Source organism: Luteibacter sp. HAY1-4A (assembly GCF_056755355.1).
The window spans coordinates 1-18,298 of record NZ_JBNDHZ010000004.1; the positions used below are offsets into that span (position 1 = coordinate 1).

Annotated in this window: 15 protein-coding genes; 12 read left to right on the top strand and 3 right to left on the bottom strand. The window is 64.8% G+C overall.

Translation table 11 applies throughout. The features are described from left to right. Positions 1 to 88: 88 nt before the first annotated feature. Positions 89 to 3,106, top strand: a complete 3,018-nt coding sequence (locus ACPYOD_RS01900; protein ID WP_481300134.1) for a hypothetical protein — start codon at positions 89 to 91, stop codon at positions 3,104 to 3,106. A gap of 69 nt (positions 3,107 to 3,175) precedes the next feature. Here the strand turns inward: ACPYOD_RS01900 and ACPYOD_RS01905 are convergent, their stop codons facing one another. Beyond that, entirely contained in the window at positions 3,176 to 3,574 is a 399-nt protein-coding gene (locus tag ACPYOD_RS01905) for a hypothetical protein (protein WP_481300032.1), read from the bottom strand. A 642-nt stretch (positions 3,575 to 4,216) separates the two neighbouring features. Between ACPYOD_RS01905 and ACPYOD_RS01910 the strand changes: the two genes are divergently transcribed. Continuing rightward, on the top strand, positions 4,217 to 4,972 hold the full coding sequence (locus tag ACPYOD_RS01910) for a histidine phosphatase family protein (RefSeq protein ID WP_481300033.1): 756 nt from the start codon (positions 4,217 to 4,219) through the stop codon (positions 4,970 to 4,972). After that, a complete protein-coding gene (locus ACPYOD_RS01915; RefSeq protein WP_481300135.1) occupies positions 4,972 to 5,817 on the top strand; it encodes an NAD(P)H-hydrate dehydratase in 846 nt (281 codons plus the stop codon). Before ACPYOD_RS01910 ends, ACPYOD_RS01915 begins: the two co-directional genes overlap by 1 nt. Positions 5,818 to 5,965: 148 nt before the next feature. Here the strand turns inward: ACPYOD_RS01915 and ACPYOD_RS01920 are convergent, their stop codons facing one another. Continuing rightward, positions 5,966 to 6,859: a LysR family transcriptional regulator gene (locus ACPYOD_RS01920; protein WP_481300034.1), complete on the bottom strand. Its 894-nt coding sequence runs from the start codon at positions 6,857 to 6,859 to the stop codon at positions 5,966 to 5,968. Positions 6,860 to 6,982: 123 nt separating this feature from the next. On the opposite strand from ACPYOD_RS01920, the gene ACPYOD_RS01925 reads away from it, so the two are divergent. The 7 genes from ACPYOD_RS01925 (at position 6,983) to ACPYOD_RS01955 (ending at position 13,499) form a co-directional block, all read left to right on the top strand. Beyond that, positions 6,983 to 7,411 carry a (R)-mandelonitrile lyase gene (locus ACPYOD_RS01925; RefSeq protein WP_481300035.1) on the top strand — a complete coding sequence of 143 codons (429 nt, stop codon included), beginning with the start codon at positions 6,983 to 6,985 and terminating at the stop codon, positions 7,409 to 7,411. After that, entirely contained in the window at positions 7,408 to 8,115 is a 708-nt protein-coding gene (locus ACPYOD_RS01930; protein ID WP_481300036.1) for a carboxymuconolactone decarboxylase family protein, read from the top strand. Before ACPYOD_RS01925 ends, ACPYOD_RS01930 begins: the two co-directional genes overlap by 4 nt. 94 nt (positions 8,116 to 8,209) lie before the next feature. Then, positions 8,210 to 8,713, top strand: a complete 504-nt coding sequence (locus ACPYOD_RS01935) for a sigma-70 family RNA polymerase sigma factor (RefSeq protein WP_481300037.1) — start codon at positions 8,210 to 8,212, stop codon at positions 8,711 to 8,713. A gap of 7 nt (positions 8,714 to 8,720) precedes the next feature. Continuing rightward, on the top strand, positions 8,721 to 9,698 hold the full coding sequence (locus ACPYOD_RS01940; RefSeq protein ID WP_481300038.1) for a FecR domain-containing protein: 978 nt from the start codon (positions 8,721 to 8,723) through the stop codon (positions 9,696 to 9,698). Positions 9,699 to 9,781: 83 nt separating this feature from the next. Further along, complete coding sequence (locus ACPYOD_RS01945; RefSeq protein WP_481300039.1) at positions 9,782 to 12,208, top strand: TonB-dependent siderophore receptor; 2,427 nt, start codon at positions 9,782 to 9,784, stop codon at positions 12,206 to 12,208. Next, complete coding sequence (locus ACPYOD_RS01950; protein WP_481300040.1) at positions 12,202 to 13,317, top strand: PepSY-associated TM helix domain-containing protein; 1,116 nt, start codon at positions 12,202 to 12,204, stop codon at positions 13,315 to 13,317. Before ACPYOD_RS01945 ends, ACPYOD_RS01950 begins: the two co-directional genes overlap by 7 nt. Further along, positions 13,314 to 13,499 (top strand): hypothetical protein, encoded by a 186-nt coding sequence (locus ACPYOD_RS01955; protein ID WP_481300041.1) that lies wholly within the window; start codon positions 13,314 to 13,316, stop codon positions 13,497 to 13,499. The genes ACPYOD_RS01950 and ACPYOD_RS01955 overlap by 4 nt, the downstream gene beginning before the upstream one ends. Before the next feature lie 11 nt (positions 13,500 to 13,510). Here ACPYOD_RS01955 and ACPYOD_RS01960 read toward each other — a convergent pair whose 3' ends face one another. After that, positions 13,511 to 15,802, bottom strand: a complete 2,292-nt coding sequence (locus tag ACPYOD_RS01960; RefSeq protein ID WP_481300042.1) for a glycosyl hydrolase family 95 catalytic domain-containing protein — start codon at positions 15,800 to 15,802, stop codon at positions 13,511 to 13,513. Positions 15,803 to 16,127: 325 nt separating this feature from the next. Between ACPYOD_RS01960 and ACPYOD_RS01965 the strand changes: the two genes are divergently transcribed. Together ACPYOD_RS01965 and ACPYOD_RS01970 are read left to right on the top strand one after the other, a co-directional pair. Next, on the top strand, positions 16,128 to 17,678 hold the full coding sequence (locus ACPYOD_RS01965; protein ID WP_481300043.1) for a methyl-accepting chemotaxis protein: 1,551 nt from the start codon (positions 16,128 to 16,130) through the stop codon (positions 17,676 to 17,678). Positions 17,679 to 17,780: 102 nt separating this feature from the next. Beyond that, on the top strand, positions 17,781 to 18,287 hold the full coding sequence (locus ACPYOD_RS01970; RefSeq protein WP_481300044.1) for an SRPBCC family protein: 507 nt from the start codon (positions 17,781 to 17,783) through the stop codon (positions 18,285 to 18,287). Positions 18,288 to 18,298 lie beyond the last annotated feature (11 nt).

Below are 18,298 nucleotides of genomic sequence, written 5' to 3' on the forward strand. Positions count from 1 at the left end.
CGACGAGGCGGAGCGAGGCATCAGCGGCCGGCACTGGCGCAAGACAGTGAATGAAGGTGACCGCAGTCAGGTGACTTACTTGGACGCCATGTTCCATCCGGTTTTGACCGAAACCTACCGGACCTCGGATGGGGGCCTGTTTGCGTCGACTGCGACGCGGTATGACTGGAAGGGCCGCACAACCTTCCGAGCCAACGCGCTCGACGGTGCACACGACGTATCCGGGTTCACCGACGGCGTATATACCGACTATGACGTCCTCGGGCGGGTCACGGCCACCAGGGAGCGGGCCGGGAATGCCGAATACACGACTACTCATGCGTACCTTGGCGGAGGCCGGGTCAAATCGACGGACCCCAATCTTGTCTCCACCACGAAGGCCTACCAGTCGTTTGAAGAGCCGTCCTTTGAGAATGCCGTTGAGGTTGATGCCCCGGAGGGCGTAACGCAACTCATTAAGCGCGACACCTACGGCCAGCCGCGGTGGATTTCCCAGGGTGGCATCCGAAAGGACATTTATTACGACGCGAACCACCGTGTATGCCGTACCCAGTCGCCGGAGGTAGGCAGCAACGTCGTAGCGTATGACGCTGAGGGGAACGTCGACTGGAGTGCATCGGGTGTTTCCATCACGGGAAGTGGCTGCGGCCTCGAGCAGGTTCCGGCCTCTGCAAGGACCACGCACCAGTACGACGAGCTCGGGCGGGTCACAACCAGCATCTATCCGGGGGTTACCGACTCGAGTTCACTGGTCTACGACAAGCAGGGCAATATTCAGTCCGAGTCGACATCGGGCCTGGTGGGTTGGACATTCGGCCGGAACCGGCACGGCCTGCTTACCACTGAACAACTTTCGGTCGACGGATGGGTCTGGACAATACGGTATGCCTATGACGCCAATGGTGCTTTGAGCAAAGTGACCTATCCGGATGGTGAGGAGGTCGCTTACGCGCCGGACGCCCTGGGCCGGCCGACGGCCGCCGGCCCATACGCCAGCGCGGTGAGCTACGCGCCGAATGGCGAGGTGGCGTCGTTCGGCCTCGGCAGCGGTGCGACGTACCTTGCTTCCCAGAACGACCGGAAGCAGCTCCGGAACTTCACCTTCGGCCGTGCAGGCGTGCCCGCCATCAGCGAGGATTACAGCTACGATGGCAACGGCAACGTCTTGGGAACCATTGATCAGTCAGGCTCGACTCGCAGAACGAAGGTGTTCACGTATGACGGACTGAACCGCCTCTCGACGGCGACTGCCAGCAACGCCTGGGGCACAGAGCAGTACGAGTACGACTCGCTCAACAACATACGGTCAGTTACACGCGGCACCGCAAAAAGCATCTACAACTTCGACGTAGCTAACCGTCTGGCGTCAATCGTCGCACCCGACGGGTCGCAACTTCACACCTTCGGTTATGACGAGCGGGGCAACACGACCGCGCGCGACACATCAACCCTGGTTTTCGACGGCGCCGATCGCCTTACATCCATCCAGGGGAAGGAGTCGTATGTCTATGACGCGGCGGGACGGCGAGTTAAGCGCGTCGTTGCGGGGGGCGCCACCACGTACTATGCCTACAACGCGGCAGGTCAGCTCCTGTGGCAGTACGATGCGGGAACGACCCAGGCGACCAACTATGTCTACCTCGGTTCGCGCCTGATTGCGAGTTCGCGAGGGTCGGCATCCGCCATTATCGGTTCGGTTGATGCCATCACATCCGGTGTCAACGCCGTGCTCACCGGTTGGGCTTGCGCGACAGGTATTCCCGCATCGATTGATGTCCACGTCTATGCAGGCGGGCCGGCAGGCACTGGAACCTTCGTAGGCGCTTATCACGCCAACGTGGCGAATGCGGAACGGCAGGCTGAACTTCAGGCCCAGTGCCACGCTGCCGGGTCTGCGTATCGGTTCTCGATTGGTTTTACCGATGCCGACCGAATCGCGTTTGGCGGCAAGACCCTGTATGTCCATGGGATCTCACCCGTCGGGAGTGCCAATCTGCTTCTCGGCGCGTCGGGGACCTACGCGATGCCGCCTTCGGTTTCGGCACCATTGGCACCGTCCACGGTGACCGCAACCATTTCAGGCGATTTGTCGACGTTGAACGTTTCGTGGTCCGCGAGTCCCAATACGACCTCCTACACCGTGGAACGTTCGCATAACGGTGAAAACTGGCCACAGGTCTATTCGGGAAGCGCGACAAGCGGAAGTTTCGGATCGGTCGGCGACGGCACGTATGCCTACAGGGTCAAGGCATGCAACGCGAATGGTTGCAGTGTCGCCACACAAAGCAGCACCGTCTCGTTGTGGCATACGCCTGGTGCGCCGGCATCCATCGCTGTGCAAAACCCGAGCACCGGTTCTGTAGCCATCAGCTGGCCCGGTGTAACTTACGCACAACAATATGTCCTGCAGCGGAGCACCGACAACGCAAACTTCAGTGACGTATGGATCGGTGCGGCCACGTCCACGACCCAGTCGTTTGGTGCGAGCGGAACGTACTGGTTTAGGGTCCGGGGTTGTAACAGCACGAATGGCACGATATGCGGTCAGAACAGCCCAAGTGCCGGCACGGTCGTCACCATCCCGCCGTCGCAAGCGCCGTCGATTTCCGTGCCCGCGACGAGTTCGAACGGCTGCTACAACGTGACGTGGGGTGGGGTCGCAGGGGCGACCTCCTACTCGATGCAGGAGCAGTTTAACGGTGGGGGCTGGACCAGTGTCGCCAACAACGGGTCCGGAACGCTTGCCATATGCGGCAAGGGAAATGGATCATACGGCTACCACGTTCAAGGCTGCAACGCGGGTGGGTGTGGACCGTTCAGTGGTACGGCGACCGTTACGGTGGCCCTCGCGCCACCGGCACCGTCGGGCGTCCAGACCATCAAGACAACAGCTAGTCCAAACATCTACCGCTTCCTTGGCGTCTGGGGTACGGTGACCGGGGCGACGCGATACGAAGTCCTGAGTGGCACCACGACCGTATACAGCGGGACAACTAATTCATATACGTTGCAAAGTGGCACGACAAGCTACCTGATGGGAACATATTATGTCAGGGCATGTAATGCATCGGGTTGTTCCGCATACGTGCGGTTTCCGTCGGCATGACCCGGCCGGAAATCTTTGGATCTACGGTTGCAGTTACTCCTAGCGAATGTCAGTTGTGCGTCACAAAGATCAGAGGCCCCGAATGGGGTGGAGCATGGCTTTCGCCAGAGCCTTTCCTAAGTAAAGGCGCTTGGTGCGGCAGACGTCGAACCCGGTGATCGTCAATGGCGCCATCCCGCGGTAAGTGACCGAGAGGTCTTCCTTGCATGCCTCTGTGTCACCGAAACGGACGGCGGCCTGGCCGCTTCTTCCACCGATCAATGGGCCACCTAGATCAAGGGCATGCCAACGGTGTATCCCTGAGGAAGCGGCCTCGATGGACGTCACCGTCCGGTCCGAATCGTTGATGAAAGTGACGAAGTGCGGCACTGCCTGCACGGACGTGACAAACAGCACGCCCAGGAACAGGAAGCTCGGTTGCGCCCATGAGCGCGTGCGGTAGCGGCGCGTACGATCGTGCTGGTCCATCGATATGACCTCCCTCTATGGTGTCACGCGGCGGCATGACGATGTGTTTGAGCGACGAGCGCCGTCGAGCAGGTGCGCGTCCTCGGCAGACCTGCAAGCTAGGGGTCGCGGATGGCGGTTTTGAGGCGGCTAACTGGCGGGGCAGCGACGCCGTGTGTCTGTCGTCTGCGCACTCACTGGCTACAGGCCTCCACGCACGGCAGGCTTCGCACGTGTCACTATCCACCGGGGGTAAAGGCATGACGACAAGGCAGTCTTTGCAAGCGGCATTTCTCTGTGTTCTATCGATCACCTCCTTGGCCGCGTGCGACTCAGCTCCTCCCGGCGTCGTTGACGACAGAAACAAGGTCTCGACAATTGAGTTCGAGATAGCGGGAGATTCTGTTCCGGCGCCGCGCTCGTTAGCTCTGATGAAACGACGATGACGTACCGGGTCTGGACCCTGATGCAACCGTATCTGGCAGCCGGGAAGTCAGCAGGCCCAAGGAGGCGGTGGACGCCATCCGATGCGATGGCGGAATCCATCCCGGCCTACCGTCCGGCCTCACCTGACCGTCATCAATGCGTCGGCGCATGCCACCCGATGCCGAACACAGACTTCACACCGCACCCGCAATCCTCCACCAAACAGTGGAGGCATCGATGGCGAAATCACCAGAGATCCACGGCAAGCTCTACGTTGTCCGGCACGGGCAGAGCGCCGGCAATGTACTTCGCGACCACGCCGAGGCGCATGGTGAGGATCTCATTGCCCTCAACAACCGGGACGCCGACACACCGCTGTCGCCCCTGGGCAAGGCGCAGGCCGACGCCTTGGGAGAGTGGCTTGCAGCCTTGCCCGATAGTGTCCGTCCGGACACCATCCTGTCCTCACCGTTTGTCCGCGCTCACGAGACGGCGGCCATCCTCGCAAATCGGCTCGGTATGGCCGATGCAGCTATCGAGGTCGACGAGCGGTTGCGGGAAAAGGAATTCGGCATCCTCGACCGCTATACCCGGAAGGGCATCGAGAACAAATACCCGGAGCTCGCTGCGCAGCGCTCGATGGTCGGCAAGTTCTACTTCCGTCCCCCAGGCGGGGAGAGTTGGTGTGATGTCATTCTCCGCCTTCGCAGCGTCATTGACGGCATCCGGCTGACCAAGCCGGACTGCCGGGTCCTGGTCGTTGGCCATCAGGTCATCGTCAACTGCTTCCGCTACCTTCTGGAAAACATGCGCGAAGACGACATCCTCGCGATCGACGCCGAAGGCGACTTCCCCAACTGCGGCTATGCCGAGTACGACGTCCAAAAAGGCCCGCCCGTGACATTCACCCTCCGTCATGGCCGGTTCGTGCCTCCGACTCTGGAAGCAGTGGATGTCACGACGGAGAGCGATGTACCGGCGGGGCCACGATGATGGAGGGCATCCGTGTCACACGCTCGCTGCTCCGTGGATGGCCACTTCCCGGGCCCGGAACCAGCAAGGAGGACCGGGGCCGGATCATCGTGGTGGGCGGCTCCCGCCAGGTGCCCGGTGCGCCCCTGTTGTCGGGCGAGGCCGCACTCCGGGCGGGTGCCGGAAAACTGATGCTTATGACCGGGGCACCGTGGGCGCTCCAGACCGGCCTGGCCATGCCTGAGGCTGGCGTTACAGGGGTAGAGGTTGGCGAGGATGGAGAACTTGGCGCGCTTGAGGCCGGCATGGTCGAGCTGGTGCGGCAGGCGGGTGCGGTGCTTGTTGGACCGGGTATGGCGACCGGCGCGTCCCCGGCCTCTTTCCAGATTGCTCGTGCCGCGCCCTTACTGGTTGCCGACGCCGGCAGCCTTCATGAGGACGCGTTACGGCCGGCTGCGGGCCGGCTGGTCATTACCCCTCATATTCCGGAAATGGCCGACCTCCTCGGCCTGCGTCCCGAAGAGGTGAGTCGGCGTCCGGCCGACATAGCCATTGACGCGGCGGCCCACTTCGAAGCCGTCGTCGTGCTCAAGGGACCGACGACGTGGATTGCGGCGCCCGATGGACGCCTGTGGGTTCATGAGGTCGATGCGCCGGGTCTTGGCACCTCGGGTTCGGGCGATGTACTTGCCGGTATCCTCACCGGTCTGCTCGCGCGCGGCGCCGATCTGGTCCAGGCGTCCGTATGGGCGGTCGCCGTCCATGGCAGGGCCGGCAGGATGGCGGCACGGCACGTCGGGCGCCTTGGTTTCCTGGCGCGCGAGACGCTTGGGCATATCCCGCGCATCCTCGACGGTCTCTCGTGACCGGAGACCTTCGCCGACGATGGCCTGGTGATGCTGACGGACGGTCGCATCGACGTGGGTGCTAAAGGGCGCTTGCTGTTACGGAATATCGCCATGTGCTTCGATGCGTATGCTCCGGCGGTCAACAGCAGCTCGCGCCTGATCTGATTCACCTGGTGAAACGCAAAGCCTCTACTACCACCCTGAACGCCGGACTCAATTGCCGCCGGCTAGGGTAATAAAGGTGATACCCGTCGAACGGCGGCAGCCACGCCTCCAGCACTGAAACCAGCGCGCCCGATTCGACCCATGGCTGCACCTGCTGAGTCGTGAGATAAGCCAACCCGAATCCGTCGAGTGCCGCCTGCAGCATGGGACGGATGCTGTTGAAGATCAGCTGCCCGTCGACGCGCACCCGCATCTCCTTGCCATCCTGTTCGAATTCCCAGGCATACAGGCCGCCATGGGTCGGCAGGCGGAGGTTGATGCACGCGTGCTCGATCAGGTCTTGCGGACGGGTGGGCGTGCCTCGTTGGGCCAGGTATGCAGGAGAGCCGACGACGGCCATGCGCATCGGTGGGCCGATGGGCAGGGCGATCATGTCCTTCGCCACGATGCCGCCGAAACGTACGCCGGCGTCGAACCGCTCGGCGACGATGTCGGTCAGGCCGTAGTCGGTGACGATTTCCACGTGGACATCGGGGTAGCTGGGCAGCACCCGGCGTAACGCCGGCCATAGCACGGCATCTTGCGCATGCTCGTCGGCCGTGAGGCGAACCATGCCGCTGGGCCGGTCGCGCAGCTCGCCCAGCGCAGCCAGCTGTGCATCGATGTCCTCGAACAACGGACCCAAACCCAGGAGCAGCCGCTCGCCGGCTTCCGTCGGCGTGACCGATCGGGTGGTGCGTGCCAGCAACCGCACGCCGAGGCGCTGTTCGAGGCCCCGCAGGGTGTGGCTCAGCGCGGACGGGGTAACTCCTAGCTGGGCCGCGGCTCGGGTAAAGCTGCGCGCGCGAGCCACGGCAACGAAGGCGGCAAGGTCGTTGAGGTTCGGGGCGGCCATGAGAGAGGCTCCGGGCGAGATTGCTGAGGCTACCTCACAAGAGCTTCAAGTAAACGGGGTCTTATTCATCAGCCGGACGGCGACTATCGTTGTGGTGTCCTTCTTTCGTCGAGCGAGGCCGCCATGCAACACATCATCCGAAACGGCGCCAAGGCCGCCATCCAGGGTCCCGCCACCTCCTTCACGGGCGCGGTGCGCATCGACTCGATCGTGCAGGCAAATGCCCCCGGACGCGCCGGCGTGGGCCTGGTCACCTTCGAACCCGGCGCCCGGAGCCATTGGCATACCCATCCGCTGGGCCAGCTGCTCATCGTGGTTTCCGGCAAGGGCTGGACGCAGTGCGAGGGTGGTCCCAAGCAGGAGATCCGCGCCGGCGACATCGTGTCCTGCAGCTGCCATCTGCGGCACTGGCACGGCGCGACCGACACGACCGCCATGTCCCATTACGCCGTCACCGAGTCGCTCGACGGAAGCAACGTCAACTGGCTCGAGCCGGTCACCGACGACGTGTTCCTTGCCCCGGTGGCGAACGACGGAGGATCGTCGGTATGACTTCGACGACTGCCATCGGCGCTGCCGATCGTAAGCACCTTGAAGCGGTGTCTCCGGCGCTGGCGCGCTATTCGACGGAGGTGCTCGACGAAGCCTGGACGCGTCCAGGCCTGGAAGCGCGCGACCGTAGCCTCGGCACCCTTGCCGCCTTGGTGGCCCGCCGACAGACTGGCGAGATGCCGACGCAATTCGCCCGCGCCCTCGACCATGGAGTGACGCCGGCGGAACTGTCGGAGGTCATTACGCACCTGGCTTTCTATGCGGGTTGGCCGAACGCCCTAGAAGCCGCGCGCGCGGCCCACGAAGTGTTTGCCGCGCGTGGCGTGACGGCAGACGCCTTGCCGCCCGCCACCATGGAGTTACTGCCACTCGACGAGGCGGCGGAGGCGAAGCGGGCCACTGCCGTGGCGGCGAACGCCGAAGCGGTGTCGCCCGCCGTCGTGCACTACACGGCCGCCGTGGTCTTTCGCGACCTTTGGTTACGCCCGGCCTTGCAGCCACGCGACCGAAGCCTGGTCACCGTGAGCGCGTTGGTTGCAGCGGGGCAGGTGGCCCAGTTGCCGTTCCACCTCAACAAGGCGATGGACAACGGGCTGACCCGAGAGGAAGCCTCGGAGTTGCTGACCCAGTTGATCTTCTACACGGGCTGGCCAAGCGTCTTCTCGGCTATTCCCGTGTTCAAAGAGGTATTCGAAGGGCGCTGAGCCGGGCTCCACATGGGTGGGTATCGACAGCTCTACGCCTTGCCTCATGCGTCTCAATATGCGCTAATGCGAACCATTCGCATTATTCGCAGCCATGTCCCCGGCCCAAAGCCTCCACCGCACCGTCGACGATCTCTACAGCGACCACCACGGGTGGTTGCTCGGTTGGATGCGCCGGCGGTTGGGCGGCGGGGCGCATGCCGACGATCTGGCGCAGGACACGTTCGTCAAGATCCTCTCGAAGCCCGACGCGATCGCCATTCGCGAGCCGCGAGCCTTCCTGACCACCATCGCGCAGCGGGTACTGGCCAATCATTATCGTCGCCAGGATGTCGAGCGTGCCTGGTTGGAAACGCTTGGTGCGTTGCCTGATTCCTCGGTGCCTTCGCCGGAAATGCAGGCCATGGTGCTCGAGACGCTCCTCGAGATCGCCCGGCGCCTGGACGGCTTGCCTCGTGCTGTACGTCGCGCCTTCCTGCTGAGCCAACTCGACGGCCTGGGCCATGCCGCCATTGCCGCCGAACTGCGCGTGTCCATAACGACGGTCAAGCGCTACATCGTGCGCGCCGGCCAGCAGTGTTACTTCCCTGAAGACTGACGCCGTGGTGTCCGACGCCGCCTCCGAAGCGACCACGCGCATCGCGCCGGCCATTGCCCGGCAGGCCGTGGAATGGATGGTGGAATTGCAGTCGGAAGGAGCGGACGCCGCCACGCGCGAAGCATGGCAGCGCTGGCTACATGCGCATCCGGATCACCTGCGTGCATGGCAACGCATCGAGGCGACGAATGACCGCCTGCAAGGCGTTCCCGCGCCGCTGGCCCATGCGGTGCTCGCCGCGCCGGAATCCCAAGGCCGCCGGCGCGCGTTGAAGACGATGGGCCTGCTCGCCGTCCTCGGCGGCGCGGGATGGATCGCCGGGAGCCGCGTGCCATGGCAGGCGTGGGTCGCAGACGAACGCACCGGGCCGGGCGAGCGCCGCACCGTCGTGCTTCCCGACAGCACGCGGGTCGTGCTTAATACCGACAGCGCCGTGGACGTCCGCTTCGACAGCGGCCAGCGCACGCTGCGCGTATTGCGGGGCGAGGTCATGGTGACCACCGGCCACCCGCCGGGCGACACCCGTCCGTTCACGGTCGAAACGGGGCAGGGCCGGTTGCGCCCGCTCGGAACACGCTTCGGCGTGCGCCTCGACGATGACACCACGCGCCTGTCCGTGTATGCCGGGTCGGTGGAAGTCAGTCCGCGCGATGCGGCCGGGCAGCGGATCGTCCTTGCGGGGCAGCAGGTACGTTTCACCGGGTCGGAGGTATCGCCCCTCGTTCCGGCCGACGAGAACGATGCCGCCTGGCTGGACGGCATGCTGGTGGTGCACGACATGCCGCTGGGCGACTTCGTGACGGAACTGGCCCGTTACCGTTCCGGCCATGTGGTCTGCGATCCCGCTGTCGTCGGCCTGCGGGTATCCGGTACCTATCCCCTGGCCGACACCGATCGCGTGCTCGCCATCCTCGGCAAGAGCCTGCCGGTGGCCATCGAGTACCGGACGCGCTATTGGGTGCGCGTCGTTCCTCGCGCCACCTGAGCTGTCGCCCACACCGGAGTGGTCTGTTTTCGATTCTCGCGTGACATAGAAGGCAACCGTCTTCGACGTTCCCCGGAATCCCCATGACACACCGTTCCACCCCGCGACCTTCGCCGCTCGCCCGCGCCATCGCTTCCCTGTGCCTCGGCGCGCTTGCCGCTGCCCTTCCGCTGGCCACCCGGGCCTGGGCGCAGGAAGCTGCCGCGGCGCCGACCTGGACCGTGCCCGCGGGTCCGCTCGACCAGACGTTGAACCGGTTCGGCCGGCAGGCGGGGGTACTGTTGTCGTACACGGGCGACCTGACACGCAACCTGCGCAGCGCCGGTGTCGAGGGGGCGATGGGCACGGACGAGGCGCTTCGCACGCTGCTCCACGGAACGGGCCTGGAAGCGGTCGCCCAGCCGGGCGGCGGTTATGTGCTGCACCGTGCCGACATCGTTTCCTCAGGCGTGGCGCCGCAGCCTTCCGAGCCGACGGAAACGCGACGTTCCGTCACGCTGGACGCGACGCGTGTCGTGGCGAGCACAGGCAGCTACGTTGCGCACCGTGCGTCCACTGGCGCGAAGACGGACATCCCGTTGATCGAACTGCCGCAGACCATCTCGGTGATCAGCCGGGAGCAGATCGATGCGCAGCAGGCGCAGACATTGCGCGCCGTACTGCGTTACGCGCCCGGCGTAACCATCAGCGACGACAACGACGACCGCCTGGACAGCATCAGTGCGCGCGGCTTCGCGCTCGACCAGTACCTGGATGGCCTGAAACTGCTCGCGGGCACGTGGGCCGTGCCGAAAGTGGAGCCCTACCTCATGAAACGCGCGGTCGTGCTGGAAGGCCCTGCCTCGGTACTTTACGGCCAGGCGTCGCCGGGTGGCATCATCGACGTGGTCAGCAAGCGTCCTACCGATGTGCCGCTGCATGAAGTGCAGTTGCAGGTCGGCACGCAGTCACGTCGGCAGGTGAACGCCGACTTCGGCGGCCCTCTGGGAAACAGCGGCAACTGGTCGTACCGGCTCACCGGTGTCGTCAGGGACACCGACCTGGACGCGAAGCATACGAAGGAGCGGCGCGTGGCGATCGCTCCCGCGCTTACCTGGAAGCCCGACGACCGGACACGGCTCACGATCCTGGCCAGCTACCTGCACGACCCGAACGGCGGCGTGTGGTCGATCCTGCCATACCAGGGAACGTTGCTGCCCAATCCCAACGGCCGCATCCCGCGCGATTTCTACACCGGCGACACCGGCTTCGAGTCGTTCAAGCGCACGCAGTACCAGCTCGGGTACGAATTCGAGCACGTGTTCGGCGAGACATGGCGTTTCCGCCAGAACTTCCGCGTGGCGCGCAACACCACCAACTACGAATCCGTGCAGGGACTCAACCTGCAATCCGACCTGCGCACCCTCAACCGGCAGACCTACATGTCTGACGAACGCCTGCGCACGCTCAACCTCGACAACCAGCTGGAAGGGCGCTTCGATACCGGACCGGTGGCGCATACGGTGCTGCTCGGTGCGGACATGCAGCGGATTCTCTGGGACAACTTCACGCGCTTCGGCGGTGCACCCACGCTGGACATCCTGCACCCGGACTACCGCCAGGCCATCGTCATACCGCCCCGGTTCCAGGACGCGAGCCAGGGGCAGAGCCAGTTCGGCGTTTACGCGCAGGACCAGATGCGCATCGATCGCTGGTCGGTGCTGCTGAGTGCCCGGAGGGACGCCTCGCGCAGCGACAACGACAACCACGTGGCGAACACCTGGACGCAGCAGACAGATCATGCGACCACGTGGCGGGCCGGCGTCACCTACCTGTTCGACAACGGGTTGGCACCGTATGCCAGCTACTCCACCTCGTTCCAGCCAACCTTGGGCACCGACGCCCATGGCCGGGCCTTCGTGCCCACCACGGGCAGGCAGAAGGAAATCGGTATCAAGTACCAGCCGCACGGGGTGGATGCGTACCTCGCGCTGTCGGCGTACGAACTCACGCAGCAGAACGTGTCGACAGCAGACCCGGTCAACGTCAACTTCAACATCCAGACGGGCGAGGTTCGCTCGCGGGGCATCGAGTTGTCCGGCACGGCGAGCTTGATGCAGGGTTTGAACCTGCGCGCGTCGTACGGCTACCTCGACAACGAGATCACCCGTGCGACCACCGCCATCCAGGGCAATCGCCAGGCCGACATACCCACCCACCAGGCGTCCGCCTGGCTCGACTACACCGTGCGCGATGGGTCGCTGGCGGGGCTCGGCTTCGGCGGCGGGCTGCGCTGGACCGGAAAGGCGTATGCCACCACGGCCAATACGGTAACCATGCCTTCGTACACGACAGTCGACGCCATGCTGCGTTACGACCTCGGACGCCTGAACGCGAACCTCGACGGCTGGCGTCTCGCGGTGAACGCCGCGAACCTGCTGGATAAGCGCTACGTGTCGTACTGCGCGGCCATCGGATGCCGCTGGGGGCTGCGCCGCAACGTCATGGCGACGGTGGCATACGCATGGTGAGGAACCTTCGTTCGTGGTCGCGTGTGCACACCTGGACCAGCCTGGTATGCACGCTGTTCCTGCTGCTTCTTTGCATCACCGGCCTGCCGCTCGTGTTCCATGAGGAGATCGATGCATGGGCCGCGCCCGCGGTGACGGCCTCTCCGCAGCCGGACGGCACCGCCGACGCGCCGCTCACGGATATCGTCGCTTCCGCGCAGTCGCGGTACCCGAAGGAATACATCCAGGCGATGTCGTGGAAGCAGGGCGGTCCGCATACCGTGATGGTATACATGGCAAAGGAGCCGCGTTCGGCGTTGAGCGGCTACCACGCGCTGTCCATCGACGCCCGCACGGCTGCGGTGCTCGACGAACCGCGGCCGCGCGCGCGGTTCACGCAATGGCTGCTCACCTTGCATCGCGAGCTGTTCGCCGGGCTGCCGGGCATGCTTCTGCTCGGCGTCATGGGCCTTTGCTTCGTCGTGTCCATTGTGTCGGGCATGTTGATCTACGGTCCGTTTACGCAGAAGGCCGGATTCGGCGAGATCCGACGGAACCGTTCGAAACGGGCGAAGTGGCTCGACCTGCACAATCTCCTCGGCATCGTGCTTCTCGCATGGACGCTCGTCGTCGGCGTCACCGGCGTCGTGAACACGTTGGCCGATCCGCTGTTCGCCTACTGGCGCACCGGTCGCCTGGCGGAGATGTTGGCACCGTGGCACGGCAAGCCCATGCTCGTGCCGTTGGTGCCGCTCGACGCCGCGGTGGCGGCGGCGCAGCGCGCGTTGCCCGGCACGAGTCCGGAAAGCGTCGCCTTTCCGTATTCGGCTTATGGCAGCCCACACCACTACATGATCTGGATGCAGGGAAACACGCCGCTCACCTCGCGCCTGCTGACCCCGGTACTGGTGGATGCGGAACAGGGTGACGTGACCGACGCGCAAGACCTGCCGTGGTACCTGCGCGCTCTGGAACTGTCGCGGCCGCTGCACTTCGGCGACTACGGCGGGCTGCCGTTGAAGCTGCTCTGGGCGGCCTTCGACCTGGTCACGATCGCCGTACTGCTCACCGGTTTGTATCTCTGGGGCGAGCGCCGCAAGCGTCCGCGTGGCGAAGGAGCGGTGGCATGAGGCTCCTCTCCCGGTCGCATGGCAGCGTATGGCGTTGGCCCGTCGCGCTGGCCATCCTTACGCTCGCGGGCCTGTTCATGGCGCTGTTGGGTAACAACGCACTGTGGCGCATCGGCTCATGGACTGCGTTGGCGGTACCGCTTTTGGTCATTGCCTGGAAACTCGGGGCAGCGCGGAAATAGCCGCTGCCCGTTCAACCGACGGTCACCGATTCACCCGGGCGAAGTACAAGATCCTTCTCCCACGCGCCGGATTTCAATCGCGTCCGCTCGCCGCCCACGCTGTGCACGGTTACCGACGTCACCTTCCCGTGCTTCCAGGCCAGGTCGACGCGGAAGCCGCCTCGTGCCCCGATACCCGTCACGCTCCCCGAGGCCGCCCATGCCTCGGGCAACGCGGGCAACAGCACGATCAAGCCGGGCCGCGACGACAGCAGCATCTCGAGCATGGCGGTCGGCGTGCCGAAGTTGGCATCGATCTGGAAGGCATCCGTGCCGTCGTCCAGCCTGTACATGTCGAACAGGTTCTGCGCCGTGCCATTGCTCCGGTTCTTCGATGGCGTGAGGTTGGTGCGGATAAGCTGGTAGGCCTTCTCGGCGTTACCAAGTCGCGCCCAGCACATCGCGCGCCACGCACATGCCCAGCCGTAGCCGCCCGTGCCTCGCGCCTCGAGCAGGCGGGTCACCGCGTCGATCAGCGCAGGTGGGCTGGCATCCTTCCGGATGCGATCGCCCGGGAAGAAGCCGACCAGCGGCGACAGGTGCCGGTGCTCTTTCTCGCCGAGATCGTCCGGCGTCATCCATTCTTCCAGCCAGCCGGTCTTGCTGCTCACCTGTGGCAGGTAGAGCCGCGCCTGGAGCTTCGTTATCGTCGCCGCATATTCGGCATCCTTACCGAGCAGTGCACCGGCCTGGCGATAATTCTCGAACAGGTCCCATACCCATTCCTGCGCATAGGTAATGCCCTTCGCATCGGTCGGACCCTGCTCGGGCGACCAGTCGGCATCGTCGATCAGCACGTCGCGCATATCGCCCGTCGCCGGGTCCTTCACGCTCACGGTAAGCAGCCGGGATTCCCAGAACTCGCACGCGCCTTTCAGCAGCGGGTAGATACGCGCCAGGTACGCCCGGTCCGGGTTGTACTGATAGTGCTGCCACAGGTTGTTGCACAACCAGGCATTGCCGGCGGGGTGCCAGCGCCAGCCGCCGTTGCCGTAGATGTTGGTGGAGATGCCGATGGTCCAGCCCGCGATCTTGCCGGAGCTGTTGCGGTAGCCGCTGCGCGGGTCGTTGAAGTGCTGCCGGGTGATCTCGGTCCACGCATCCACCTGGCTGAGGCAGTACTCGGTGAATGGGTCGAAGCACGACGGCAGCCCCGCGCGGTCGGGCAGCCAGTAGTTCATCTGGATATTGATGTCGTTGTGGTAGTCGGCCATCCACGGCGACAGGTTGCTGTCGATCCACGGGCCCTGCAGCCCGGTGGGCAGGCTGTTGCGGGAACCGGCGATGGTCAGGTAGCGGCCGTACTGGAGGTACGTGGCTTCCAGTTCCGGGTCCGGGGTGGAACCGGGTGCCGCCATGGCCTGGAGGCGCGCCCACGTATCCATGCCGCGCTGTGCCTTTGGCGAAGTGCCCAGGTCGACGCGCATGGTATCGAACAATGCGCGGTAGTCGGCCACGTGGGTGTGCAGCAGCACGTCCGGAGACAGCCGGGCGGCCGCCAGCGATTTGGCGATCGACAGCTGCAATGGAACGATCGACGGGTCCATGTAGTTCTTGGCGCCATCGGGCGTGTAATTGGTTCCACCGCAGACGATCACCGTGAGCGCGTCACAGTCCACAAAGTGGAGACCCCGCTCGTCCGCACCGATCCTGCCGGACCCCGCGACGGCCATGACGTTCGTCGCGTACTTCAGGCTGTTATCCAGCGTGCCGTGGAATCGGCTCGCAGCGGCGGGCTTGGACCACGGCAGGGCCTCCGCTTGCGGCGTATCGCCATGCATGCCATGCAGCGCGAGGGAGCCGCCGAAGGTGCCGCCACCGGTTTGCGAGAGGCGGACGACGATAGCGTCGTCCGGGTGACTGGCAAATATCTCCCATGCGTACCTGGCACCATCCTTCCGGTATGTCACGCGCAAGGTGCCCCGGTCCAGGTTCAGCTCACGCCGATAATCGGTGATGTGCGCCGCTTCGTGCCCGTCGATCGACAGGTGGAGCTTGGCCAGCATCACCAGGGCGCCGAAGTTCTCCGCGGTGTAGTCGAACTGGCCATCGTCGCCGAGCGTGACGTCGCGTTTCCCACGCCACATCGAGGCGTCGGTGAGGTAGAAGCAGGTAGACGCCGGATCGCCGCCTACGAGCGCGCCGAGGCGGCCGTTGCCGATGGGAAGGCCTTCGCGGAGCAGGTTCGCTTCCTGTGCCGGCGTGCCGTACCAGAGCATGTGCTTCGGCGACGTCGCAGGTAGGGGGCCTACCGGACGCTGCACGGGCTTGCTTTCGGCGAACCTGGGTAGGGCGAGCCACGCAGCGATGCCGCAAGGCCGCCGATCAGCTGCAGGAAGTGGCGTCGGCCTATGGGATCGGCATATGCCGGGCCGACGACGGTCTCTCGATCTTCATCGCTCGCCATTCGCGCTCCGGAGCCCCGATGAGTCCATTTGTTGGACAAATCAAATCTAAGCGGTGCGGGTCGGGATTGTCATGCTGCGCCGCAGCTTCTCGCTGGCCTATTCAAGATACGCATAGCAGCTATGGCTAAACACCGGCGCAGACAAGCCGATACGGCATCACCTTGTCACGGATGCCTCTACGATGCGATTCACGGTGGGACGCAAGATCTTCGCGGCGATGAGCGCCGGTTTCCTCATTGCGTTTGCACTCGGTGGCGTGGGCCTGTTGGCCCTTACGTTCACCTTTGGCGATCTCGATGCGATGTTCCACCGGAACCTGCTTCCCGTGGCCCAGGTGGGACACATACGGTCGGCGATCGCGACCGAGCGGGGCGCGGTAAGCCGGGCCCTGTTGTTCGGCACGCCCGGCGCGGCCGACGACGCCAAACGTCTCATCGCCTCGCTGGACCGCGATATCGACAAGCGCTGGGCCGCGTACCGTTCGGACAGCATGGCGTCGGCCGAAGGCACCGACGCGGCACGGCAATTCGAAGGTGCCCGGACAGCCGTGGCCCCGTTGATCGCGAAGACCCTCGCCATCCTGGGCGACGGCCATCGCCAGGAAGCGACCGACCTTGCGCTGCATGGCCTGGCCGCCGCTTTCGACGCCGAGAGCGCCGCCATCCTGCGCAACGTGACACTGGTCGAAGGCACCGCGGGGCAGCAGTTCAAGGCTGCCGAAGCGCGCCATGCGCGCACCTTTGAAATCAGCCTGGGGATCATCATTGCCGGCCTCGTCATCCTGTGCGTGGCCGGATGGCTGCTGTTCCGAGCCGTGATGACACCCCTGCGGGTCGCGAGCCGCCTCGCCGCCGATATCAGCCAGGGCACCCTGAAGCATGCGCTCAGCGTGGTGGGCAACGACGAGCTGAGCGACACCTTGCGTTCGCTGGCCACCATGGACGACACGCTCGCCACGGTGGTCGAACAGGTCCGCGAAGGTGCGCGAAGTGTGTCCATGGCGGCAGCGGAGATTTCCCACGGAGTGGACGACCTGTCGCAGCGGACGCAATCGCAGGCGGCGGCGCTGGAGGAGACGGCCGCGTCGATGGAGCAGATGGCCGCGTCGGTACGGCAGAACTCCGAAGGCGCGCGCACCGCCGAGGCCGTGACCAAGGCATTGCGCGAGGATGCGAAGCGGGCCGCGGACATCGCGCACTCCGCGGAAGATGGCATGCGGCGCATCCAGGAGGCCGCGACCAGCATCTCCGGTATTGCATCGTTGATGGACGAGATAGCGTTCCAGACGAATCTGCTGGCCCTCAACGCGGCGGTGGAGGCGGCACGTGCCGGCGAGCAGGGCAGGGGTTTCGCGGTCGTGGCGGCCGAAGTACGCCAGCTCGCGCAGCGCAGCGCCAGCTCGTCGCGCGAGATCCGCAAGCTCGCCACCGATACGGGCGAAAGCGTCGCGCATGGCGCGGAGCTGGTGCGCTCGACCGGCCGCTCGCTGGAGGCGATCCACAGCGGCAGCTCACGCGTCGCCGATATCGTCGCGGAGATCGCCGCGGCGTCGGGCGAACAGGCTTCGGGTGTCGACCAGGTCGTCCAGTCGGTATCCGCACTCGACGAGATGACCCAGCAGAACGCGGCGTTGGCGGAAGAGGCGAGCGCGGCCAGCCGGGCGTCGCTGGAGCGGGCGAGGGAGCTGACCCAACAGGTGGCCTTTTTCCGCTTCGTCGAACCGGAGGAATGAGCCCCGCTCATTTCCCACCTGCAATCAATTCACTTCCCGCGGGCGCGCGATGCGGCCAACATCGTCGTGCTGGAACGGTTCCGGTGATGAAGGCTGCTTCCTGTGGAATGCCACGATCCCCACATCATCGAAGCGAGTGTGACGATCGGGCGGCCTGTCCGGACCGTGTACGCGTTCTATCGGGATTTCAACAACCTGCCTAGCTTCCTGGGTGACGTCATGGCGGTAGAGTCGATCGATCCATCGACCACGCGCTGGACGATCCAGGGCCCGTTGAAGATAGCCTTCCGCTGGACGATCGAGGTGACCGAAGAGGTCGAGAACACCCTGATCCGTTACCAGACCGTTGCCCATCCGGCGCGCCGGGTCCGCTGGGACATACATTTCGCACCGGGCCCCGATACCGGCGAAACCGTGGTGCGCGAAGCGATGCATACGCCGCTAGGGTCCACGGGCCTGAAGCTCCTGGCCTGGATCGGCAAGCCGGCGGCGAAGGAAGTGGCGGCCAACCTGCGCCGGCTGAAGGAAGTGCTGGAAACGGGCCAGGTCCGCGACCGCAGCTATGCGGTGCCGGGGAAATTTCCACCGTCGGATGCGACGTCCATCTGAGATCCAGGGGT